The sequence below is a fragment of the Xanthomonas translucens pv. cerealis genome, from assembly GCF_006838285.1.
Taxonomy (GTDB): domain Bacteria; phylum Pseudomonadota; class Gammaproteobacteria; order Xanthomonadales; family Xanthomonadaceae; genus Xanthomonas_A; species Xanthomonas_A cerealis.
In genome coordinates, this window is the sequence record NZ_CP038228.1 from 2401110 (window position 1) to 2420764 (window position 19655).

The 19655-nt window shown below is 66.8% G+C and carries 17 protein-coding genes and 1 pseudogene; 9 read left to right on the forward strand and 9 right to left on the reverse strand.

Going from position 1 to position 19655, the window contains the following annotated elements:
• Window positions 1-11: 11 nt before the first annotated feature.
• From E4A48_RS10520 to prmB, 3 genes are read right to left on the reverse strand one after another with little or no spacing between them, the layout of a single operon-like run.
• A complete protein-coding gene (locus E4A48_RS10520) occupies window positions 12-1049 on the reverse strand; it encodes a 2-hydroxyacid dehydrogenase (protein ID WP_142742378.1) in 1038 nt (345 codons plus the stop codon).
• Window positions 1042-2145 (reverse strand): chorismate synthase, encoded by a 1104-nt coding sequence (gene aroC / locus E4A48_RS10525; protein ID WP_142742379.1) that lies wholly within the window; start codon window positions 2143-2145, stop codon window positions 1042-1044. The genes E4A48_RS10520 and aroC overlap by 8 nt, the downstream gene beginning before the upstream one ends.
• 10 nt (window positions 2146-2155) lie before the next feature.
• On the reverse strand, window positions 2156-3082 hold the full coding sequence (gene prmB / locus E4A48_RS10530; RefSeq protein ID WP_142742380.1) for a 50S ribosomal protein L3 N(5)-glutamine methyltransferase: 927 nt from the start codon (window positions 3080-3082) through the stop codon (window positions 2156-2158).
• Between the two features lie 79 nt (window positions 3083-3161).
• Between prmB and E4A48_RS10535 the strand changes: the two genes are divergently transcribed.
• Window positions 3162-3809 carry an SCO family protein gene (locus E4A48_RS10535; RefSeq protein ID WP_058196545.1) on the forward strand — a complete coding sequence of 216 codons (648 nt, stop codon included), beginning with the start codon at window positions 3162-3164 and terminating at the stop codon, window positions 3807-3809.
• Entirely contained in the window at window positions 3806-4654 is an 849-nt protein-coding gene (asd, locus tag E4A48_RS10540; protein WP_058196546.1) for an archaetidylserine decarboxylase, read from the forward strand. Before E4A48_RS10535 ends, asd begins: the two co-directional genes overlap by 4 nt.
• A 239-nt stretch (window positions 4655-4893) precedes the next feature.
• Here asd and E4A48_RS10545 read toward each other — a convergent pair whose 3' ends face one another.
• Window positions 4894-6492 (reverse strand): transglycosylase SLT domain-containing protein, encoded by a 1599-nt coding sequence (locus E4A48_RS10545; RefSeq protein ID WP_058196547.1) that lies wholly within the window; start codon window positions 6490-6492, stop codon window positions 4894-4896.
• A 197-nt stretch (window positions 6493-6689) separates the two neighbouring features.
• Here E4A48_RS10545 and E4A48_RS10550 point away from each other — a divergent pair, with 197 nt between their 5' ends.
• A complete protein-coding gene (locus tag E4A48_RS10550) occupies window positions 6690-8195 on the forward strand; it encodes a helicase HerA-like domain-containing protein (RefSeq protein ID WP_039006830.1) in 1506 nt (501 codons plus the stop codon).
• A gap of 103 nt (window positions 8196-8298) precedes the next feature.
• On the opposite strand, the pseudogene E4A48_RS10555 reads toward E4A48_RS10550, so the two are convergent.
• Window positions 8299-8691, reverse strand: a pseudogene (locus tag E4A48_RS10555) (NUDIX domain-containing protein); the annotation flags it as partial.
• A 98-nt stretch (window positions 8692-8789) separates the two neighbouring features.
• Between E4A48_RS10555 and greB the strand changes: the two are divergent.
• From greB to E4A48_RS10575, 4 genes are all read left to right on the forward strand, one after another.
• On the forward strand, window positions 8790-9296 hold the full coding sequence (greB, locus tag E4A48_RS10560) for a transcription elongation factor GreB (RefSeq protein ID WP_142742381.1): 507 nt from the start codon (window positions 8790-8792) through the stop codon (window positions 9294-9296).
• Between the two features lie 188 nt (window positions 9297-9484).
• On the forward strand, window positions 9485-10147 hold the full coding sequence (locus E4A48_RS10565) for a dienelactone hydrolase family protein (RefSeq protein ID WP_039006834.1): 663 nt from the start codon (window positions 9485-9487) through the stop codon (window positions 10145-10147).
• Between the two features lie 9 nt (window positions 10148-10156).
• A complete protein-coding gene (locus tag E4A48_RS10570) occupies window positions 10157-10564 on the forward strand; it encodes an HIT domain-containing protein (protein ID WP_039006836.1) in 408 nt (135 codons plus the stop codon).
• A gap of 29 nt (window positions 10565-10593) precedes the next feature.
• A complete protein-coding gene (locus E4A48_RS10575) occupies window positions 10594-10761 on the forward strand; it encodes a LiaI-LiaF-like domain-containing protein (RefSeq protein WP_003467495.1) in 168 nt (55 codons plus the stop codon).
• A gap of 45 nt (window positions 10762-10806) precedes the next feature.
• Here the strand turns inward: E4A48_RS10575 and E4A48_RS21050 are convergent, their stop codons facing one another.
• From E4A48_RS21050 to apbC, 4 genes are all read right to left on the reverse strand, one after another.
• Entirely contained in the window at window positions 10807-11052 is a 246-nt protein-coding gene (locus E4A48_RS21050) for an RDD family protein (RefSeq protein ID WP_312845581.1), read from the reverse strand.
• 9 nt (window positions 11053-11061) lie between these two features.
• Window positions 11062-11259 carry a hypothetical protein gene (locus tag E4A48_RS21055; protein WP_235426470.1) on the reverse strand — a complete coding sequence of 66 codons (198 nt, stop codon included), beginning with the start codon at window positions 11257-11259 and terminating at the stop codon, window positions 11062-11064.
• A 102-nt stretch (window positions 11260-11361) separates the two neighbouring features.
• Window positions 11362-11934, reverse strand: a complete 573-nt coding sequence (gene dcd, locus E4A48_RS10585) for a dCTP deaminase (protein ID WP_003475544.1) — start codon at window positions 11932-11934, stop codon at window positions 11362-11364.
• A gap of 128 nt (window positions 11935-12062) precedes the next feature.
• Entirely contained in the window at window positions 12063-12914 is an 852-nt protein-coding gene (gene apbC, locus E4A48_RS10590; protein ID WP_058196548.1) for an iron-sulfur cluster carrier protein ApbC, read from the reverse strand.
• A 669-nt stretch (window positions 12915-13583) separates the two neighbouring features.
• On the opposite strand from apbC, the gene E4A48_RS10595 reads away from it, so the two are divergent.
• Entirely contained in the window at window positions 13584-16385 is a 2802-nt protein-coding gene (locus E4A48_RS10595) for a TonB-dependent receptor plug domain-containing protein (RefSeq protein ID WP_409976336.1), read from the forward strand.
• 479 nt (window positions 16386-16864) lie between these two features.
• The gene (locus E4A48_RS10600) at window positions 16865-19612 is read left to right on the forward strand and encodes a TonB-dependent receptor plug domain-containing protein (protein ID WP_039009151.1); all 2748 of its coding nucleotides are present in this window, start codon (window positions 16865-16867) and stop codon (window positions 19610-19612) included.
• The last annotated feature ends 43 nt before the right edge of the window (window positions 19613-19655 follow it).

Genomic DNA, 19655 nt, shown 5'->3' on the forward strand with positions numbered 1-19655 from the left:
CCGGAGGTTCCCTATCGTTTTTTGCCCGCGATGCGGCCGTCGCCATTGCCGGCGCCCGCGATCGCATCCAGGTTCAACGCATTCGGCGGACGCCCGGCGTCGGCGCCGAAGCCCAGCGCGGCCAGCAGGTTGTCCACCGCCAGCGCCACCATCGCACGGCGGGTCGCGGCGCTGGCGCTGCCGATGTGCGGGGTCAGCACCACGTTGCGCAGCGCCAGCAGTTCCGGGCGCACCGCCGGCTCGCCTTCGTACACGTCCAGCCCGGCCGCGGCCAGGCGCCCGTGCGCGAGCGCGTCGGCCAGCGCCAGTTCGTCGATCAGGCCGCCGCGGGCGATGTTCACCACGGTGGCGCTGGGCTTCATCTGCGCCAGCGCGGCGGCATCCAGGATATGGTGCGACTGCGCCGAATACGGCAGCACCAGCAGCAGGTGATCGGCGCGCGCCAGCAGTTCGTCGAAACCGACGTAGTCGGCCGAGTGCGCGCGCTCCACCGCGGCCGGCAGGCGGCTGCGGTTGTGGTACAGCACGCGCATCGAGAAACCGGCGGCGCGGCGCGCGATGGCCTGGCCGATGCGGCCCATGCCGAGGATGCCCAGGGTGCTGCCGTGCACGTCGGCGCCGAGCATGGTCTGGAACGACCACTGCCGCCACTGCCCTTCGCGCAGCCAGCGCTCGGACTCGGTGATGCGCCGCGCGGCGGCCATCAGCAGCGCGAAGCCGAGGTCGGCGGTGGTTTCGGTGAGCACGTCGGGCGTGTTGCTGGCGACGACGCCGGCCGCGCTGAGCGCGTCAAGATCGAGGTTGTTGTAGCCGACGCCGACGTTGGCGATGGCGCGCAGCCGCGGTGCGGCGGCGATCTCGGCCGCGCCGATGCGCTCGTTGAGGGTCACCAGCGCCCCGTCCAGCGGCGCCAGCGCCGCGGCCAGGTCTTGCTGCGAATACCGGGTCACGTCCGCGGTGGTGGTCAGCGCACAATGCGCGCCGAGCCGTACGACGACATCGTCGAACAGCGGTTGGCTGACCCACACCCGTGGCCGCGACTCAGCCATCGCCACCGCCGGGGATGTGCGGGGCGACGCTGCCGACGTCGCCGCACTGCGCGCGGTGGCGCAGCGCCTGGTCCATCAGCACCAGCGCCATCATCGCCTCGGCGATCGGGGTGGCGCGGATGCCGACGCAGGGGTCGTGGCGGCCGGTGGTGATGACGTCCACCGCCTGCCCGTCCACGTCCACCGTGGCGCCGGGCAGGCGCAGGCTGGAGGTGGGCTTGAACGCCAGCGAGGCGACGATCGGCTGGCCAGTGGCGATGCCGCCGAGCACGCCGCCGGCATGGTTGGACTGGAAGCCGTCCGGCGCGATCAGGTCGCGGTGCTCGGTGCCCTTCTGCGCCACTACGGCAAAGCCGTCGCCGATCTCCACGCCCTTGACCGCGTTGATGCTCATCAGCGCGGCGGCCAGTTCGCCGTCGAGCTTGCCGTAGATCGGCTCGCCCCAGCCCGGCGGCACGCCGTCGGCGACCACGGTGACCTTGGCCCCGATCGAATCGCCGGACTTGCGCAGCGCGTCCATGTAGCGTTCCAGCTCCGGCACCTGCGCCGCATGCGGCCAGAAGAACGCGTTGTCCTCGACCGCGTCCCAGGCGAAGCCGTGCGGCAACACCGGCCCAAGCTGCGACAAGTAGCCGCGCACGCGCACGCCATAACGCTGCGCCAGCCACTTCTTGGCGATCACCCCGGCGGCCACGCGCATGGTGGTCTCGCGCGCCGAGGAGCGGCCGCCGCCGCGCGGATCGCGGATGCCGTACTTCTGCCAGTAGCTGTAGTCGGCATGGCCCGGGCGGAACTGGCGGGCGATGTCGGTGTAGTCCTTGCTGCGCTGGTCGGTGTTGCGGATCAGCAGGCCGATCGGGGTGCCGGTGGTGCGGCCCTCGTAGACCCCGGACAGGATCTCCACTTCATCGGCCTCGCGCCGCGCCGAGGTGTGGCGGCTCTTGCCGCTGGCGCGGCGCTGCAGGTCGTGGGCGAATTCGGCCGCGTCCAGTTCCAGCCCTGGCGGACAGCCGTCGATCACGCAGCCGATCGCCGGCCCGTGCGATTCGCCGAAGGTGGTGACGGTCAGCAGGGTGCCGAAGCTGTTCGCGCTCATGGCTGCCGGCTCACCGGCTGGCCGCCAGGTCGGCGATGCGCGCGTGGTGCGCGACTAGCGCGCTGGCTTCCACCGCGAAGATGCCCATCTGCCCGACCTTGAACTCGACCCAGGCGAACTCCACGTCCGGCAGCAGTTGCACCAGCGCGCGCTCGGATTCGCCGACTTCGCAGATCAGCAGGCCGTCCTCGCTGAGGTGCGCCGGCGCGTCGCGCAGGATCTTCAGCACCAGGTCCAGGCCGTCGTCGCCGGCGCGCAGGCCCAGTTCCGGCTCGTGCGCGTATTCGCGCGGCAGCGCGTCGGTCTCGGCGTGGGTGACGTAGGGCGGGTTGCTGACGATCAGCTCGTAGCGGCGGCCGCCCAACCCGGCGAACAGGTCGGACTTGACCAGTTCGACGTTGTCGGCCAGCAGCCGCGCCTTGTTCTCCGCGGCCAGCGCCAGCGCATCGTCGCTGATGTCGACCGCATCCACCTGCCAGTTCGGATTGTAGTGACCCATCGCGATGGCGATGCAGCCCGAGCCGGTGCACAGGTCCAGCGCGCGGCTCACCTCGCGCCCGGCCAGCCACGGCTCGAAACCGGCCTCGATCAGCTCGGCGATCGGCGAGCGCGGCACCAGCGCGCGCGCGTCGCTCTTGAAGCTGAGCCCGGCGAACCAGGCCTCGCCGGTCAGGTAGGCGGCCGGGATGCGCTCGGCGATACGGCGCTCGAACAGCGCCAGCACCTGCGCTTTCTCCGGCGTGGTGACGCGCGCGCCGCCGTAGGCCGGACCCAGGTCGTGCGGCAGATGCAGCGCGTGCAGCACCAGTTGCGTGGCTTCGTCCAGGGCGTTGTCGTAGCTGTGGCCGAAGCTCAGTTCGGCGGCATTGAAACGGCTGGTGCCGTAGCGGATCAGGTCGATAATCGTGTGGAGTTCGGCAGCCGCGTCGGCAGTCATGGCAACAGGCAAGGCAATTCGGCCCCCGATTATAGAGGCCCGGCCGCTATCATGAGCGTTCGTTGCAAGGGAAATCAGTATGTTCAACCGCAACTTCGGCATCGTCCTGGTGGTCGCCCTGGCCGCCGGCCTGGGCCTGCTGCTGGCCCAGAAGTACTTCGGCGGCGACGCTTCGGCGTGGCCCGAGACCCGCAGCGTGCGCCTGTATCCGCAGCCGCGCACCCTGCCCGACTTCCACCTGCGTCAGTCCGACGGCACGCCGCTGCTGCCCGGCGAGCTGAAAGGCCACTGGACGCTGGTGTTCCTGGGCTTCACCGCCTGCCCGGACGTGTGCCCGACCACCCTGGCCGACCTGGCCCGCGCGCAGAAGCAGTGGGAGTCGATCCCGGACACGCTGCGCCCGCGGGTGCTGTTCGTCTCGGTCGATCCGGAGCGCGACACCCCGACGCGGCTGGGTGCCTACGCGCACGGTTTCCACAAGGACACCCTGGCCGCCACTGCCGACGTGCCGGAGCTGGAACGCTTCGCCACCGCGCTGGGCTTCGTGTTCCAGAAGGTGCCCGGCAAGCATTTCCAGAAAAACCCGAACGACTACAGCATGGATCACTCCGCCGCGATCGCCGTGCTCGACCCGCAGGGCCGCCAGGCCGGGCTGATCCGGCCGCCGTTCGAGCCGGCGGCGATCGCCGCCGACCTGCAGGCGCTGACCAAGGCGACCGCGCCATGAGCCTGCTGACCGCGCTGACCTACGTGCTGCCGCACCGGCTGCTGTCCTCGCTGGCGCGGCGCCTGGCGTATTCGTCGCGGCCGGGGCTGAAGCAGTGGCTGATCGACACCGTGGTGCGCCGCTTCGGGGTGAACCTGGCCGAGGCCGCCGAGCCCGATGCGCGCGCCTACCCGACCTTCAATGCGTTCTTCACCCGCGCGCTACGGCCCGGCGCGCGCAGCGCCGATCCCGATCCGCAGGCGCTGCTGATGCCGGCCGACGGGCGCATCAGCCAGCTCGGCGCGATCCAGGACGGGCGCATCTTCCAGGCCAAGGGCCAGTCGTTCACCGCTGCCGAACTGCTCGGCGACGCCGCCGCCGCGGCGCCGTTCGCCAACGGCCTGTACGCCACCGTGTACCTGTCCCCGCGCGACTACCACCGCGTGCACATGCCCTGGAGCGGCACCCTGCGCGAGACCGTGCACGTGCCGGGACGCCTGTTCAGCGTCGGCCCGGACGCGGTGCGCCACGTGCCGCGCCTGTTCGCGCGCAACGAGCGCCTGGTCTGCCATTTCGATACCGAGTTCGGCCCGATGGCCTCGGTGATGGTCGGCGCGCTGCTGGTCAGCGGCGTGGAGACGGTGTGGAGCGGCGTGGAGATCCCGCGCTACGGCGACCGCATCACCCGCAAGGACTGGCGCGGCAAGGGCATCGTGCTGGAGCGGTTCGCGGAGATGGCGCGTTTCAATTACGGCTCGACCGTGATCGTACTGCTGCCGCCAGGCGTGGCGCAGCTGGAGCCGGCACTGGCCGCGGAAACCCCGGTCAGGCTCGGTCAGGCGCTCGCCAGACGGCTGCAGGACTGACGCATGTGAGGGACCGCAGCGCGTTTTAGACCGGCGCTGCGCTTCCTCCAGGAGGGTTTCAAGCTCCCCTACAAAGAGCCTAAGGGGATGGCTCCTGCCCGCGCGCAAGAAACCGGCCCCCTTGTGGGAGGCACTTCAGTGCCGCGACTTTGCCGGCAATGCCGCGCCGGGATCGAAATCGCTCCACAACGCAGAGAGTGTCTGCGCCAACGCGACATTCCAGCTGTCGCTCAAAGCCCCTACTTATCGCAGCCGGTCATCTTCAGCGACTGGCCCGGCTTGAGCGCATAGCCGGGCGCGCGCAGGCCGTTGGCCTTGGCCAACTGCTTGATGTCGCAGCTGTAGCGGTCGGCGATGCGGCCCAGCGTGTCGCCCTTGGCCACGCGGTAGCTGCGCGCCTGCTTGGGCTTGGGCTTGACCGGCGCCGGGCGCCCGGTGGCGATGGTGGTCGGCACGCCGGCCACCGGGGTCACGTCGCCTACCGCCACGTTACCGGTCGGGTCGGCGGCCATCGGCGTGGGGCTGCGGACCGCCGCGTTGACGTCGGCGGTGATCAGCGCGCGCGCCAGGTCGGCGCGCGGGCCGCTGACGCAATAGCGGCTGTACAGGCCGACGATCTTGGTGGTGGCGTTGATGGTGACCCCGGCCGGGATCCAGCCATCGGGTTCGTAGCGCGGGTTGAGGTTGCGCAGCGCGCGCATGTAGCCATCGCGGGTGCCGTCGCTGCCCAGGCAGATGGTCAGCTCGTAGATGGTGGTGGACTTGGCCAGGCGCAACGTCGCCGGCTGCGCGTTGATCTTCGGGAACGCCACGCCGTACTGCTTCGGGTGCAGGAAGATCCACGCCGCGGCGATCACCATCGGCACGTAGTCCTTGGTTTCGGCCGGGAACTGGTTGTACACCGAGGCGTCCCAGAAGCTGCGCCCCTGCATCTGGTTGTACACGCGCGCGGCGCGGCCCTCGCCGCCGTTGTAGCCGGCCAGCGACAGTTCGATGCTGCGGTTGAGCTCGGCCATGCGCTCGTTGATGTACACCGCGCTGGCCTCGGCGGCACTGCGCGCGTCGTAGCGGGTATCGAAGCCGGTGCCGTCCGGACCCAGCCCGAAGCGGCGCCCGGTGGCCGGCATGAACTGCATCAGCCCGGCGGCGCCGACCCGCGAGCTGGCATGCACGCGGCCGTTGGATTCCTTGGCGATGATGCCGAACAGCAGCGCTTCCGGCAGCCCGCGCTTCTCCCATTCCGGCCACATGATCGCGCGCAGGTTCTGGTAGTTCTCGTAGCTGTTCATCAGCGACGGGCGCATGTCGGTGAGCCAGCGGCGGATGCCGGCCTGCACCGCCGGGTTGTATTCGACCATCGTATCGAAGGCATGGCGCTGGTCGTTGAGCAGGCTGGCCGCGCGCGCCGCTTCCGGCACATTGGCCGCCAGCGGACTGATGTGATCGGGATCGGCCTGCAGCGGCGCGGCGTCATCGTCGGTCGCATCGGCATCGGTCGCCGCGCCCTGCGCGTCGGCCTTGGCCTTGAGCAGGCGTTTGTAAGCGCCAAGGTAGGTGCCGACCTCGCAGCCGCGCTGCTTGATGCAGGCATCGACCACGTCCTCGATGTCCTCCAGCGCCGCGTCGCTTTCCTGGGTGCCCTTGGGGTCGCTGTTGCCGACCAGCACCATCGCATCGTTGTAGCGCTTCTCCGCCGCCGCCAGGCGCTGGTCGAGGACCGCGATGGCGGCCTTGTCACGCGCGGAGACGCGTTCGGCATGGGCAGACGGCGCGGCGCAAGCCAGCGCCAAGGCAGCCACGGCGGGCCATCCATGGGTGATACGGAACGAAAGGGGCATGATGGGACGCAACGACGGGAAGGCCGCAGGGTAGCCGCCGCTGTCACATCGCGGCAAGTTCGGGCAGGTGCCGGCACTGCGTCGGCGGGGCGTTCGTTCATCGCTCATGCCGGGCAAACAGCAGCCGCGGCGCCCGCGCGGCGAGCGGGCGCCGGCGCGAACGCCTAGAATCCGCCCACCTCACCGCGGAGCTGTTCATGGACCCGATCCTGCTGGGCAAAGGCCTGACCGACGACATCGCGGTGCTGCTGCAGCCGCGCCTGGGCAATCGCCACGGACTGGTCGCCGGGGCCACCGGCACCGGCAAGACGGTGACCCTGATGACCCTGGCCGAGGGCTTCTCGCGGATCGGCGTGCCGGTGTTCATGGCCGACGTGAAGGGCGATGTGGCCGGGCTGGCGGTGGCCGGCGACGGCAGCGCGAAAGTGCTGCAGCGCGCCAAGGATATCGGCGTGGCCGACTACGCCCCGGCCGCCAACCCGGTGGTGTTCTGGGACCTGTACGGCCAGCTCGGGCACCCGGTGCGCACCACCGTCAGCGAGATCGGGCCGACCCTGCTGGCGCGGATCCTGGAGCTCAACGACACCCAGGCCGGGGTGCTCGACATCGTGTTCAAGCTGGCCGACGACCGCGGCCTGCTGCTGCTCGACCTGGACGACCTGCGCGCGCTGCTGGCGCTGGTGGTGGAGCAGCGCAAGGACATCTCCACCGAATACGGCTTGGTCAGCGCGCCGTCGGTGGCGGCGATCCAGCGCGCGTTGCTGCGCCTGGCGCAGGACGGCGGCGAAAGCTTCTTCGGCGAACCGGCGCTGGACCTGGCCGAACTGATGCGGGTCGGCAGCGACGGACGCGGCGTGATCGGCATCCTCGCCGCCACGCAACTGGTGCTCAAGCCGCGTCTGTACTCGACTTTCCTGCTGTGGCTGCTGTCGGAGCTGTTCGAGCGGATGCCGGAAGTGGGCGACCTGGACAAGCCCAAGCTCGTCTTCGTGTTCGACGAGGCGCACCTGCTGTTCGACGACGCGCCGCCGGCGCTGGTGCAGCGCATCGAGCAGGTGGTGCGGCTGATCCGCTCCAAGGGCGTGGGCGTGTACTTCTGCTCGCAGTTCCCCGACGACGTGCCGGACAACATCCTCGGTCAGCTCGGCAACCGCGTTCAGCACGCGCTGCGCGCCTACACCCCGCGCGACCAGAAGGCGGTGCGCACCGCCGCCGAGACCTTCGTGGCCAATCCCAAGCTGGACGTGGCCAAGGCCATTTCCCAGCTCGGCACCGGCGAAGCCCTGGTCTCCACGCTGCAGGACAAGGGCGTGCCGTCGCCGGTGCAGCAGACCCTGATCGCGCCGCCGCGTTGCCGGATGGGCGCGATCTCCGACGCCGAGCGCACGCAGGTCCGCGCCGCCAGCGTGGTCGGCACCCGCTACGACAGCGCGGTCAACCGCGACTCGGCGGCGGAAATGCTGGCGCGCCGGGTAGAGCAAGTCGCCGAGAAGACCGCCGCGCCGGCAGCACGCACCCGCGAGCAGGACGACGCGCAGGGCAGCGGCTTCGGCCAGGCGGTCAAGGACGCGGTGTTCGGCACCAAGCGCCGCCAGGGCATGCTGGAAGCGATGGCCAAGCAGACCTCGCGCAGCGTCGGCAACCGCATCGGCCAGCAGATCGTGCGCGGCATCTTCGGCAGCATCTTCGGCGGCAAGCGCTGAGCGTGGCCGATGGCGCACCACTTGCGCTGCACGGCACAGGCGCGCTGGAGAATATTCGATCCGGATGATGCCAATTGTGCAGAAAGAGACGACATGAAACGCGCTACGCCAGTACCCCATGCAGCTTGGCGTACTGCAGCAGCATGATGGCCTTGCCGTCGGCGATCGCGCCGGATTCGATCATCGCCAGCGCCGTGTCGAGCGGCAATTCCAGCACCTCGATCTCCTCGCCCTCGCCCTCGGCCGCGACCCCGCCGCACGCGCCGACCTTGTCGCGGTCGAAATACTCGCCGACGAAGAACTACAGCTTTTCGGTGACCGAGCCCGGACTCATGAACGCCTCGAACACCTTGCGCACGTTCTCGATCCGGTAGCCGGTTTCCTCGTCGGTCTCCTTGCGGATGCAGGTCTGTGGATCGTGCTGGTCCAACAGCCCGGCGCAGGCTTCGATGAGCATGCCGTCGGGGTTGCCGTTGAGCAGCGTCGGCAAAACGTCCTTGCGGATGATCACGCCAGCGTCGGTCATCGCCCATGGGTGCGCCAGGCCGACGCACGCGCTAGCATCGCCACCCCGCTCCACCGCAGTGCGAATCGATGAGCCGCTGGCGTCCCCCTGCCGAAAAGAGCACCGCCCTGATCACCGCCGAAGGCCACGCCCGGCTCAAGGCCGAGCTGGAGGAGCTGTGGCGCGTGCGCCGGCCGGAGGTGGTCAAGGCGCTGGCCGCAGCTGCGGCCGAGGGCGACCGCTCGGAAAACGCCGAATACACCTACCGCAAGAAGCAACTGGGCGAGATCGACCGTCGCGTGCGCTACCTGAGCAAGCGCCTGGAAGCGCTGCGTGTGGTGGAGACCGCGCCGTCCGATCCGCAGGCCGTGTTCTTCGGCGCCGTGGTCGAGCTGGAGGACGCCGACAGCGGCGAGCTGCTGCGCTACCGCATCGTCGGCCCGGACGAGACCGATGCCGCCCGCGGCTGGATCAGCATCGATTCGCCGCTGGCGCGGGCGCTGCTGAAGAAGCGCATCGACGACGAGATCGAGGCGCAACTGCCCGGCGGCCGTCACAGCTTCGTGGTGGTGTCGGTGCACTACGCGGCGCAGTGAGCGCCCGCCAGCGCCTGCACCGCACGACGACACAGGGAAGTTCGGGCCATCGAACAACGCCGGCAACCGCGCGCACCCGAACCGACCGCACGCGCTCGGGCATCGCCGGCTGTCCTGGATCACGTTAACGGGCCGCATCCGCCGGGCGTGGATAATCGACGCCTCTCTCCCCGACACAGGAACGCGCCATGGGCCACTGGACTACCCTCGCTACCGCGCACGGCCAGGTCGCGGCCTGGCACGCCCTGCCGCAAGGCGCCCCGCGCGGCGGCCTGGTGCTGATCCAGGAGATCTTCGGCGTCACCGCCTACATCCGCGAGGTCGCCGACCACTACGCCGCGCAAGGCTACGAAGTGCTGGCGCCGGGCCTGTTCGATCCGGTGGAGAAGGACGCGCAGCTGAACTATGACCAGGACGGGGTGAACAAGGGCCTGGAACTGGTCGGCGCGCTCGGCTTCGACAAGGCGCTGGACATCGTGCAGGCCGCGGCACAGGCACTGGCACCGGCCGGCAAGGTCGGCACCGTCGGCTATTGCTGGGGCGGAAGCGTCGCGCTGCTGGCGGCGATCAGGCTGGGGCTGCCGTCGGTCAGTTACTACGGCGGGCGCAACACCCAATTCCTCGACGAGACGCCGAAAGCGCCGGTGCTGTTCCACTTCGGCGCGCGGGACAGCAGCATTCCGCCGGAAGCGGTGCAACAGCATCGCGAGAAGCTGCCGCGGATGCAGACTTACGTGTATCCGGCCGGGCATGGCTTCGACCGCCATGTCGATCCGAACCACTACGACGCCGACAGCGCCGACAGCGCGCGCCAGCGCAGCCTCGCCTTCCTCGCCGAGCACTTGGGCTGAGCCGCGACGATGCCCGATTTCACGCTCGATCCGCGCTTGCAGGCCGATAGCGCGTTCGTCGCCGACGGCCCGCTGTCGCAGATGCGGCTGATGGACGACGCGCGCTTCCCGTGGCTGCTGCTGGTGCCGCGCGTGGCCGACGCCAGCGAATGGATCGACCTGGACGGCGCCCAGCAGCGCCTGCTGCTGGCCGAGATCAACCAGCTCTCGCAGCTGCTGCGCGGCGAGCAGGGCGTGCACAAACTCAACATCGGCGCACTGGGCAACATCGTGCGCCAATTGCACGTGCACCTGATCGGGCGCCACCCAGGCGACGCGGCCTGGCCCGGGCCGGTGTGGGGCAGCGGCACGCCGCAGCGGCTGCCGGCCGATGTCCTGCAGACCCGTGTTGCGGCGTGGCGGCAACGGCTACGATAGGCGCCCTTTTTGACGGAAGCCGCGCCTCCATGAAATCCAATGTGATCGCCGCCATCGTGCTGATCGTGATCGGCTTGGTGTTCCTGGCCAACAACCTGGGCTGGACCAATCTCAGCCTGGGCCGGCTGATCGCCACCTGGTGGCCGGCGATCCTGGTCGCGGTCGGCGTCGGCATGCTGTTCGGGCGCGGCAAGTAGCCGGGCCAGCGCCGGCCGCCGATGCGCGGCGGCCGGCACCCCGTCTCAACGGCGGACGTTGACCACCTGGGTGCCTGCGATCAGGTCGTGCAGCCAGCGCTTGTCCCTGCGGAAGATGAACAGCGCATCCAGCAGCGCGTAGAAGTTGCCTGCGATCGGCACTAATGCCAGCAGTTGAGTCGGCAGGTAGCGCAGCGCGATCAGCCGCCACAGCGGAGGTTGCCCGCCCTCCGGATCGGCGATGCGGATCCACGGCAGCTTCTTGCCCCAGGTCTGCTCGGTCTTGGCCAGCGGATAGCCCTACACCAGCATGAACACCACGAACGCCAGCGCCACATAGCCGGCCATGGCCAGCAATGACATCGCCTCGCCACCGCGTGCCGCCGCCATGACCTTGCCGAAATAGCCGGCGAGCGCGGCCAGCGGCAGGAAGGTCGCCAGCGCGATCACGCCGTCGATCAGCGCCGCGCCGAAGCGCTCGCCGCGGCCGGCCAGCACTTCGGCGCCGTCCAGCGCCAGCGGGCCGACGGCAGCGGCGTTTCGGGCGCCTGGTAGGGATTGGGGTCGTTCATTGCGCGCTCCTTGTGCAGTTGGGAAAAATCAGGTCCTGGGCAGGGTCACGCCGGTCTGGCCCTGATACTTGCCGCCGCGATCCTTGTAGCTGGTCTGGCAGATATCGTCGGCATCGGACTGGAAGAACAGCATCTGCGCCACGCCTTCGTTGGCGTAAATGCGCGCCGGCAGCGGCGTGGTGTTGCTGAATTCCAGAGTGACATGCCCTTCCCACTCCGGCTCCAGCGGCGTGACATTGACGATGATGCCGCAGCGCGCGTACGTGCTCTTGCCCAGGCACACCACCAGCGTATCGCGCGGGATGCGGAAGAATTCCACCGTGCGCGCCAGGGCGAAGCTGTTGGGCGGGATGATGCATTCATCGGCCTCGATGTCCACGAAGCTCTTGGGATCGAAGCGCTTGGGATCGACGATGGTCGAGTTGATGTTGGTGAACACCTTGAACTCGCGCGAGCAGCGCACGTCGTAGCCGTAGCTGGAGGTGCCGTAGCTGACGATGCGCTCGCCGTTGACCTGCTTCACCTGGCCCGGCTCGTAGGGCGCGATCATGCCGTGCTGTTCGGACATGCGGCGGATCCAGCGGTCGCTCTTGATGCTCATACGTCTTCCTGATGCCTGTGGCGGTGGATCGGAACCTGCCCGCCGGGAGCGCGGCCGACGCCGGAGCGGGCCGCAGTGACCGGCGATTCTATCCGGTCGCGGCGCGTTCGCGGCGGCCGCGGCAGCGCTCAGAGCAGCGAGGCGGAAATCGGAATCGACGCCCGCGGCCGCTTGCGCAGTTCCTCGCTCAGGCGCTGCGCGGTGGCCAGGTAGGCCAGCGCGGCGGCCGAGTCCGGGGCCGACGCCACGATCGGAATGCCGGCGTCGCCCTGCTCACGGATCGCGATCGCCAGCGGCAGCGATCCCAGCAGCGGTACCCCGTATTGCTGCGCCATGCGCTGGCCGCCACCTTCGCCGAACAGGTGCTCGACATGGCCGCATTGCGTACAGGTATGCACCGCCATGTTCTCGACGATGCCCAACACCGGCACCTCGACCTTCTCGAACATCTTCAGCGCCTTCTTCGCATCCAGCGTGGCGATGTCCTGCGGCGTGGTCACGATCACCGCGCCGGCCACCGGGATCTTCTGCGCCAGGGTCAGCTGGATGTCGCCGGTGCCCGGCGGCAGGTCGATCAGCAGGTAGTCCAGGTCGTCCCACAGCGTATCGGTGAACAGTTGGGTCAGCGCCGAGGTCGCCATCGGCCCGCGCCAGATCATCGGCGTGTCCTGGTCCACCAGCAGCCCGATCGACATCGCCTCGATGCCGAACGCGCGCATCGGCTCGATCGACTTGTTGTCGGGGCTATCCGGGCGGCCGCTCAGGCCGAGCATGGCCGGCACGCTCGGGCCATAGACATCGGCGTCCAGCACCCCGACCCGCGCGCCCTGGCGCTGCAGCGCCAGGGCCAGGTTCACCGCGGTGGTGGACTTGCCCACCCCGCCCTTGCCGGAACCGATGGCGATGACGTTGCGGATCCGCGGCAGCGGCGCGAGGTTGGGCTGGACGGCGTGAGCGGGAATGCGGGGGCGGTCGGTCATGGGGAACTCGCAAAGGTAGTGCCGGCCTGCGCGCCAAGCGCTGCATTCGGCGAAAAGAGGCAAAGGGTGACACAGGGGCTGGCGCCGCGCACATACGCCGTGGCGATGCGACGCGAGCCGCGCACCGCTGCGCATTCGAACACCGGATCGCCGCGCGCGCCGGATCCGCAACGACGGCGGCCGCATGCGCTGCCATCGCCTCGTGGCCATGATCCAGGACCCATCCACGGCGAGCACGCGCATGCAGGTCGCCGCCCGTTCCCCAATTAAGGCCAGATGCCTCACCGCGTTGGTGCATGAGCGACACCGGATTTTCGGGGCAGGCATGGGCATCCGTTCGCGCAAATAGCGGGCTTCCAGGCTTGAGAGAAAAGGTGCCGGAATCATCCAAACGGCCATTCAGCTACCCGCGGTCTTCAAGCCCCAAATTGGTGCAAGGCAACGCAGGCAGGGCCGCAACGGGCACCTGCAGCCACATTTGCCGGGCGTTCGCTACCACATCGCCGCAGACGCGGCTGCTAGCACTAAAACGTGACAGACCCGGACAGAACGCGTTAAGTTCATGTTACGTTTGGGCCACCGGCATGGATGCGATCCCAATTTCAAGGCACATGTCGTGGCACGACGCCCCCTCGCCTTTTCTTTTTGGTTTTTCGGGGATACAGAAAGATGACTGCAGGTCAAGCACGTAACTTCAATCGCAGCCGCCTGAGCGCGGCGCTGGTGACCGCCATGGTCGTCCCGGTCGCGTTCAGCGCCTTCGCGCAGGACAGCAGCGAGACCAAAGCGACCGACCTGGAGAAGGTCACCGTCACCGGCACGCTGATCCCGCAGAGCGAGATCGAGACCGCCACGCCGGTCACCACCATCACCGCCGAAGACATCAAGGCCCGCGGTTTCAACTCGGTGGCCGACGTGCTGCAGAAGAGTTCGTTCGCGACCGGCGGCGTGCAGGGCGGCCAAAGCTCCGGCACCTTCACTCAGGGCGCGAAGACGGTCAGTCTGTTCGGCCTGCCACCGGGCTACGTGAAGTACCTGATCGACGGCCGGCCGATGTCGAACTATCCGGCGCTGTACGACGGCAGCGACACCTTCAACAACATCAGCGGCATCCCGATCGACCTGGTCGACCGCATCGAGATCCTGCCGGGCGGCCAGTCGTCGCTGTACGGCTCGGACGCGATCGCCGGCGTGATCAACGTCATCCTCAAGAAGAAGATGGACGGCGCGGTGTTCAGCATCCGCGGCGGCGGCTACTCCGAAGGGGGCGGCAGCAACTTCCGCGCCACCTTCGCCGACGGCTGGACCTCCGCCGACGGCCGCACCTCCATCCTGGGCGGGGTGCAATACGAAGAGAAGGACCCCATCTGGGCCTATCAGCGCGACCTGACCAGGCAATACAACACGCACGGCTATTCGGCTCAGCTGGTCAGCCGTGACTTCCTGGTGAATAGCCTCACCACCAGCTACAAGTTCCTAGACCCAGCCAACTGCGCGAATGTTGCCGGGCTGTTCGGCGGCACGATGGAACTACAGAACCGCCCCGGCTTCGGCGATGGTCTCTACTGCGGCTCGAAGTACTCGCCGGGCTACCGAACCCTGGACGCCGGCCAGAAGTCTCTTCAGGCCTATGTGCACGGCACGTTCGATCTAAACGACAATGTGCAACTGTATGGCGACGTGCTGTCTAGCCATGATGAAGTCAAGTACCACTCCGGCTCCAGCTTCCTGTGGTGGGGCACCGCGGCGGACTTCGGCTATTACTACGATACCGGCCTGCGCCAATTGGTGAACCTGCAGCGATCGTTCGCCCCGGAAGAGGTCGGCATCAATGGCTTCAACGACACGATGAGCCGCGACAAGAGCGACTCGGTGCGCGTCACATTCGGTGCGCAAGGCACGCTTGGCCAGTCGAACTGGGATTACGAAGCCGGCGTGACTTATACCCAGTACAAATTGCAGGAAAGAAACTCCGTCCGCTTTGCGGATGCGGTCGATCAGTTCTTCATCGACCGGGTGCTGGGGCCGCAGCAGGGCGTGGTGTCTGGCTATCGGGCCTACTCGCCCAACTACGGTGCGTTCTACCAGCCGATCACGCTTGAAGACTTCGCCAGCTTCACCGGCAATGTCAGCAACAAGAGCAAGACCTCCGACGGCATGCTGCGTCTGCAGCTGACCAATGCCAAGCTGTTCAGCCTGCCCGGTGGCGATGCGGGCCTGGCCGTGGTCGGCGAATACGGCAAGCAGAAGTGGAACTACGATCCGGCGCCGGAAATCCTCAACGGCGAGGTCTGGGGCCGGACCTCGGTGGCAGGCGGCGGCGATCGCGATCGCTATGCGGTGACGTCGGAACTGCGCATGCCGGTGTTCGCACCGCTGACCATCACCCTGGCAGGTCGCTACGACGCGTTCAAGGCTAGCGGCACCACCGTCGACAAGCCGACCTACAGCATCGGCTTGGAGTACCGCCCGATCGAGTCGCTGCTGCTACGCGGCAAATATGGCACCGCGTTCCGTGCGCCGACCCTGTCGGACCAGTACCAGGGCGAAAGCGGGTTTTACAACTCGGTGGTCGACTACTACCAGTGCGCGCAACGCGGCTATCTGCCGGGCAATACGGACGACTGCCCAGCAGCATATTCGAGTGCACACTACTTCGGCACCCAATCCGGCAATCTTGGCTTGAAGCCGATCAATGCCGACGTGTGGAGCGCCGGCTTCGTATGGTCGCCGATCGACCGCATGGCGCTGACCGTCGACTACCTCAACTGGGACATCAGCGATGAAGTCACCCAGCAAAGCGCGGATGGCCTGAGCCTGCAGGACTACCGTTGCCGCGCCGGTATCGACGACATCAACTCCGCGCTATGCGTGCAGGCAATGTCGCAAGTCCAGCGCGATGAGTTTGGCGACCTCGTAAGCATCTACACGCCGAAAATCAATGTCTCCAACCAGAAACTGGAAGCGGTGACTTCCTCATTCCACTATGGCCACGACGTCGGCCGCTGGGGCGATCTGAGCACGATCGTCAGCTACAGCGAGAATCTGCGCCACAAGTACGTCCAGTACGCGGGCGACAAACCGGTCGACCTGCTCAACGATCCGTACTGGAGTTCGGATCCGAAGCGCAAGGCCGACGCCTCTCTGACATGGGAAATCGGCGACTTCTCGACTACCTGGTACGCCACCTGGTTCGATAAAACCCCGAACTATGCGGCCAACATCAGCAAGAATGGCTATGCAGCTGAACGCGCCGGCAAGCTGCCGTCGCACATCACCCATAACGCCAGCGTCACCTACACGGCGTTTGAGGGCATGGAGCTGTCGCTGATGGTGAACAACGTATTCAACAAGATGCCGCCCTTCGACGCGTCCTACCCGGGCAGCTCAGGCGCGCCGTACAACTCGTACAACTTCGACGTATACGGCCGCGCGTACTACCTGGAAATGCGTTACGCGTTCGGCAAGTAACAAAGCCTCAAGCGACAGCAAAAGCCCACCCGCAAGGGTGGGCTTTTTTTTGCCCGGCGCTGGCATCTGCGCCAGGCATCCGACTCTGCGCCTACGCTGCAGCGGCACCATCATCGCGCCGGATTTGCAGAGGCCACCTTGCCGGACGGCGCCCATCCACGCGAACTCCTTCAGAATGAAAACACCTGCAGCCGCCGCGGACGTGCCGTGCCGGAAGGCAACTGTTTGCGGATATCTGTTTGCGGATGGAGACAGATGCATTCGGTGCCCGAAACCGAAGACAGGTCCGCATAACCTGGGATTGAATTCCTGTACGTTGCGCCGCTCACGGATGCCCCCTTAAGGCAGGCGTCGCGGCACGAGATCCATTGACTTTTCTTCATGATTGTTTTCCCGGGAATTGAAAAAAGATGATGATGACTGCAGGTCAAGCACGTAACTTCAATCGCAGCAGCCTGAGCGCGGCGCTGGTGACCGCCATGGTCGTCCCGGTCGCGTTCAGCGCCTTCGCGCAGGACAGCAGCGAGACCAAGGCGACCGACCTGGAGAAGGTCACCGTCACCGGCTCGCTGATCCCGCAGAGCGAGATCGAGACCGCCACGCCGGTCACCACCATCACCGCCGAAGACATCAAGACCCGCGGCTTCAACTCGGTAGCCGACGTGTTGCAGAAGAGTTCATTCGCGACCGGTGGCGTGCAAGGCGGACAGAGTTCCAACACCTTCACTCAGGGCGCGAAGACGGTCAGTCTGTTCGGCCTGCCACCGGGCTACGTGAAGTACCTGATCGACGGCCGGCCGATGTCGAACTATCCGGCGCTGTACGACGGCAGCGACACCTTCAACAACATCAGCGGCATTCCGATCGACCTGGTCGACCGCATCGAGATCCTGCCGGGCGGCCAGTCGTCGCTGTACGGCTCGGACGCGATCGCCGGCGTGATCAACGTCATCCTCAAGAAGAAGATGGACGGCGCGGTGTTCAGCATCCGCGGCGGCGGCTACTCCGAAGGCGGCGGCAGCAACTTCCGCGCCACCTTCGCCGACGGCTGGACCTCCGCCGACGGCCGCACCTCCATCCTGGGCGGGGTGCAATACGAAGAAAAGGACCCCATCTGGGCCTATCAGCGCGACCTGACCAGGCAATACAACACGCACGGCTATTCGCCGCAGGAGGCCGGCCTCACGTTCGGGGTGTACAGCAAGTCCGGCGACTACAGGTTCCTGGATCCGGCCAACTGCGGCAATGTCTCCGGCCTGTTCGGCGGCACCAATGGGCTGCAGCAGCGCAACAGCGCGCCCGACCAGCACTATTGCGGATCGAACTACATCCCTGGCTATCGCACGCTCGATGAAAGCCAGAAGTCGCTGCAGGCTTATGTGCACGGCACCTTCGATGTCAACGCCAATGTGCAGTTGTATGGCGATGTGCTGTACAGCCATGACCAAGTCGAATACCAACCCGGCGCTAATTCAATATGGTGGAGTACCAGCACGGATTTCGGCTATTACTACGATCCGAACCTGAACGAAACGCTCAACCTGTATCGTAACTTCGCGCCGGAGGAAATGGGCATCAACGGCATCAAGGACACGATGAGCCGCAACAAGAGCGACTCGGCGCGCGTCACCTTCGGCGCGCAAGGCCTGCTAGGCCAATCCAACTGGGACTACGACGCCGGCGCTACCTACACCCAATACAAGCTGCAAGAACGCAACCACGTCCGTTTCAAGGGCGCGATCGACCAGTTCTTCATCGACAAAGTACTGGGACCACAGCGCGGCCTGGATCCGATCGACAACGCCTACCCGGCCTACACCCCCGATTACGCGGCGTTGTATCGGCCGATCACGCAACAGGAGTTCGCCAGCTTCACCGGCCATGCCACCAACAAGAGCATGACCTCCGACAGCATGCTGCGTCTGCAGCTGACCAATGCCAAGCTGTTCGGCCTGCCCGGCGGTGATGCCGGACTGGCATTGGTCGGCGAATACGGCAAGCAGAAGTGGGACTACGATCCGGCGCCGGAAATCGTCAACGATGAAGTGTTTGGCCTGACCTCGGTGAGCGGCGGCGGCAAGCGCGACCGCTATGCGCTGACCTCGGAACTGCGCATGCCGGTGTTCGACCCGCTGACCATCACCCTGGCCGGCCGCTACGATGCGTTCAAGGCCAGCGGCCGCACCATCGACAAGCCGACCTACAGCATTGCGCTGGAGTATCGTCCGTTGGAATCGCTGCTGCTGCGCGGCAAGTACGGCACCGCGTTCCGTGCGCCGACCCTGTCCGACCAATACCAGGGCCTAAGCGGCTTCTACAGCACGGTGATCGACTACTACCAGTGCGCCCAACTGGGCTATCTGCCAGGCAATACCGACAAATGCCCAAGCGCATCCTTGCAACGCCAGTACCGAGGCACCCAGTCCGGCAACCTTGACCTGAAACCGATCAATGCCGATGTGTGGAGCGCCGGTTTCGTATGGTCGCCGGTAGAGCGCATGGCGTTGACCGTCGATTACTTGAACTGGAGTATCGACAACGAAGTCACCGAGCAGAGTGACGATGCACTGAGCCTGCAGGACTATCGCTGCCGCGCCGGCATCGACGACATCAACTCGGCGCTGTGCGTGGCGGCCGCATCACAGGTCACGCGCAATGAAGACGGCGATATCAGCGGCATTTATACACCGAAGGTCAACATCGCCAACGAAAAGCTGGAAGCGGTGACCGCCTCGTTCCGCTATGGGTACGATCTCGGCCGCTGGGGTGATCTCAGCACACTGCTCAGCTACGCGGAAAACCTGCGGCATAAGTACACGCGCTATGCCGGAGATGCGCCGGAGGATCTGCTCAACGATCCCAATTGGAGCACAGACCCCAAGCGCAAGGCCGATGCCTCGCTGACCTGGAAGATCGGCGACTTCGCGGCCACCTGGTACGCGAGTTGGTTCGACAAGACCCCGAACTACGCGGCCACGGTCAACGAAGAACGGTATGCCGCACCGCGTGCGGGCAGGCTGCCGTCGCACATCACCCACAACGCCAGCATCACTTACACGGCGTTCGAGGGCATGGAGCTGTCGCTGATGGTCAACAATGTGTTCAACAAGATGCCGCCAGTCGACGCCTCGTACAACGGCGGAACGAGCTGGGCTTACAACGAGTACAACTTCGACGCGTTCGGTCGCGCGTACTACCTGGAAATGCGCTACAGCTTCGGCAAGTAGGCCGCTTCGCCGGCAAGCCGCGCCAAGGCCGCGCCCGCAATGG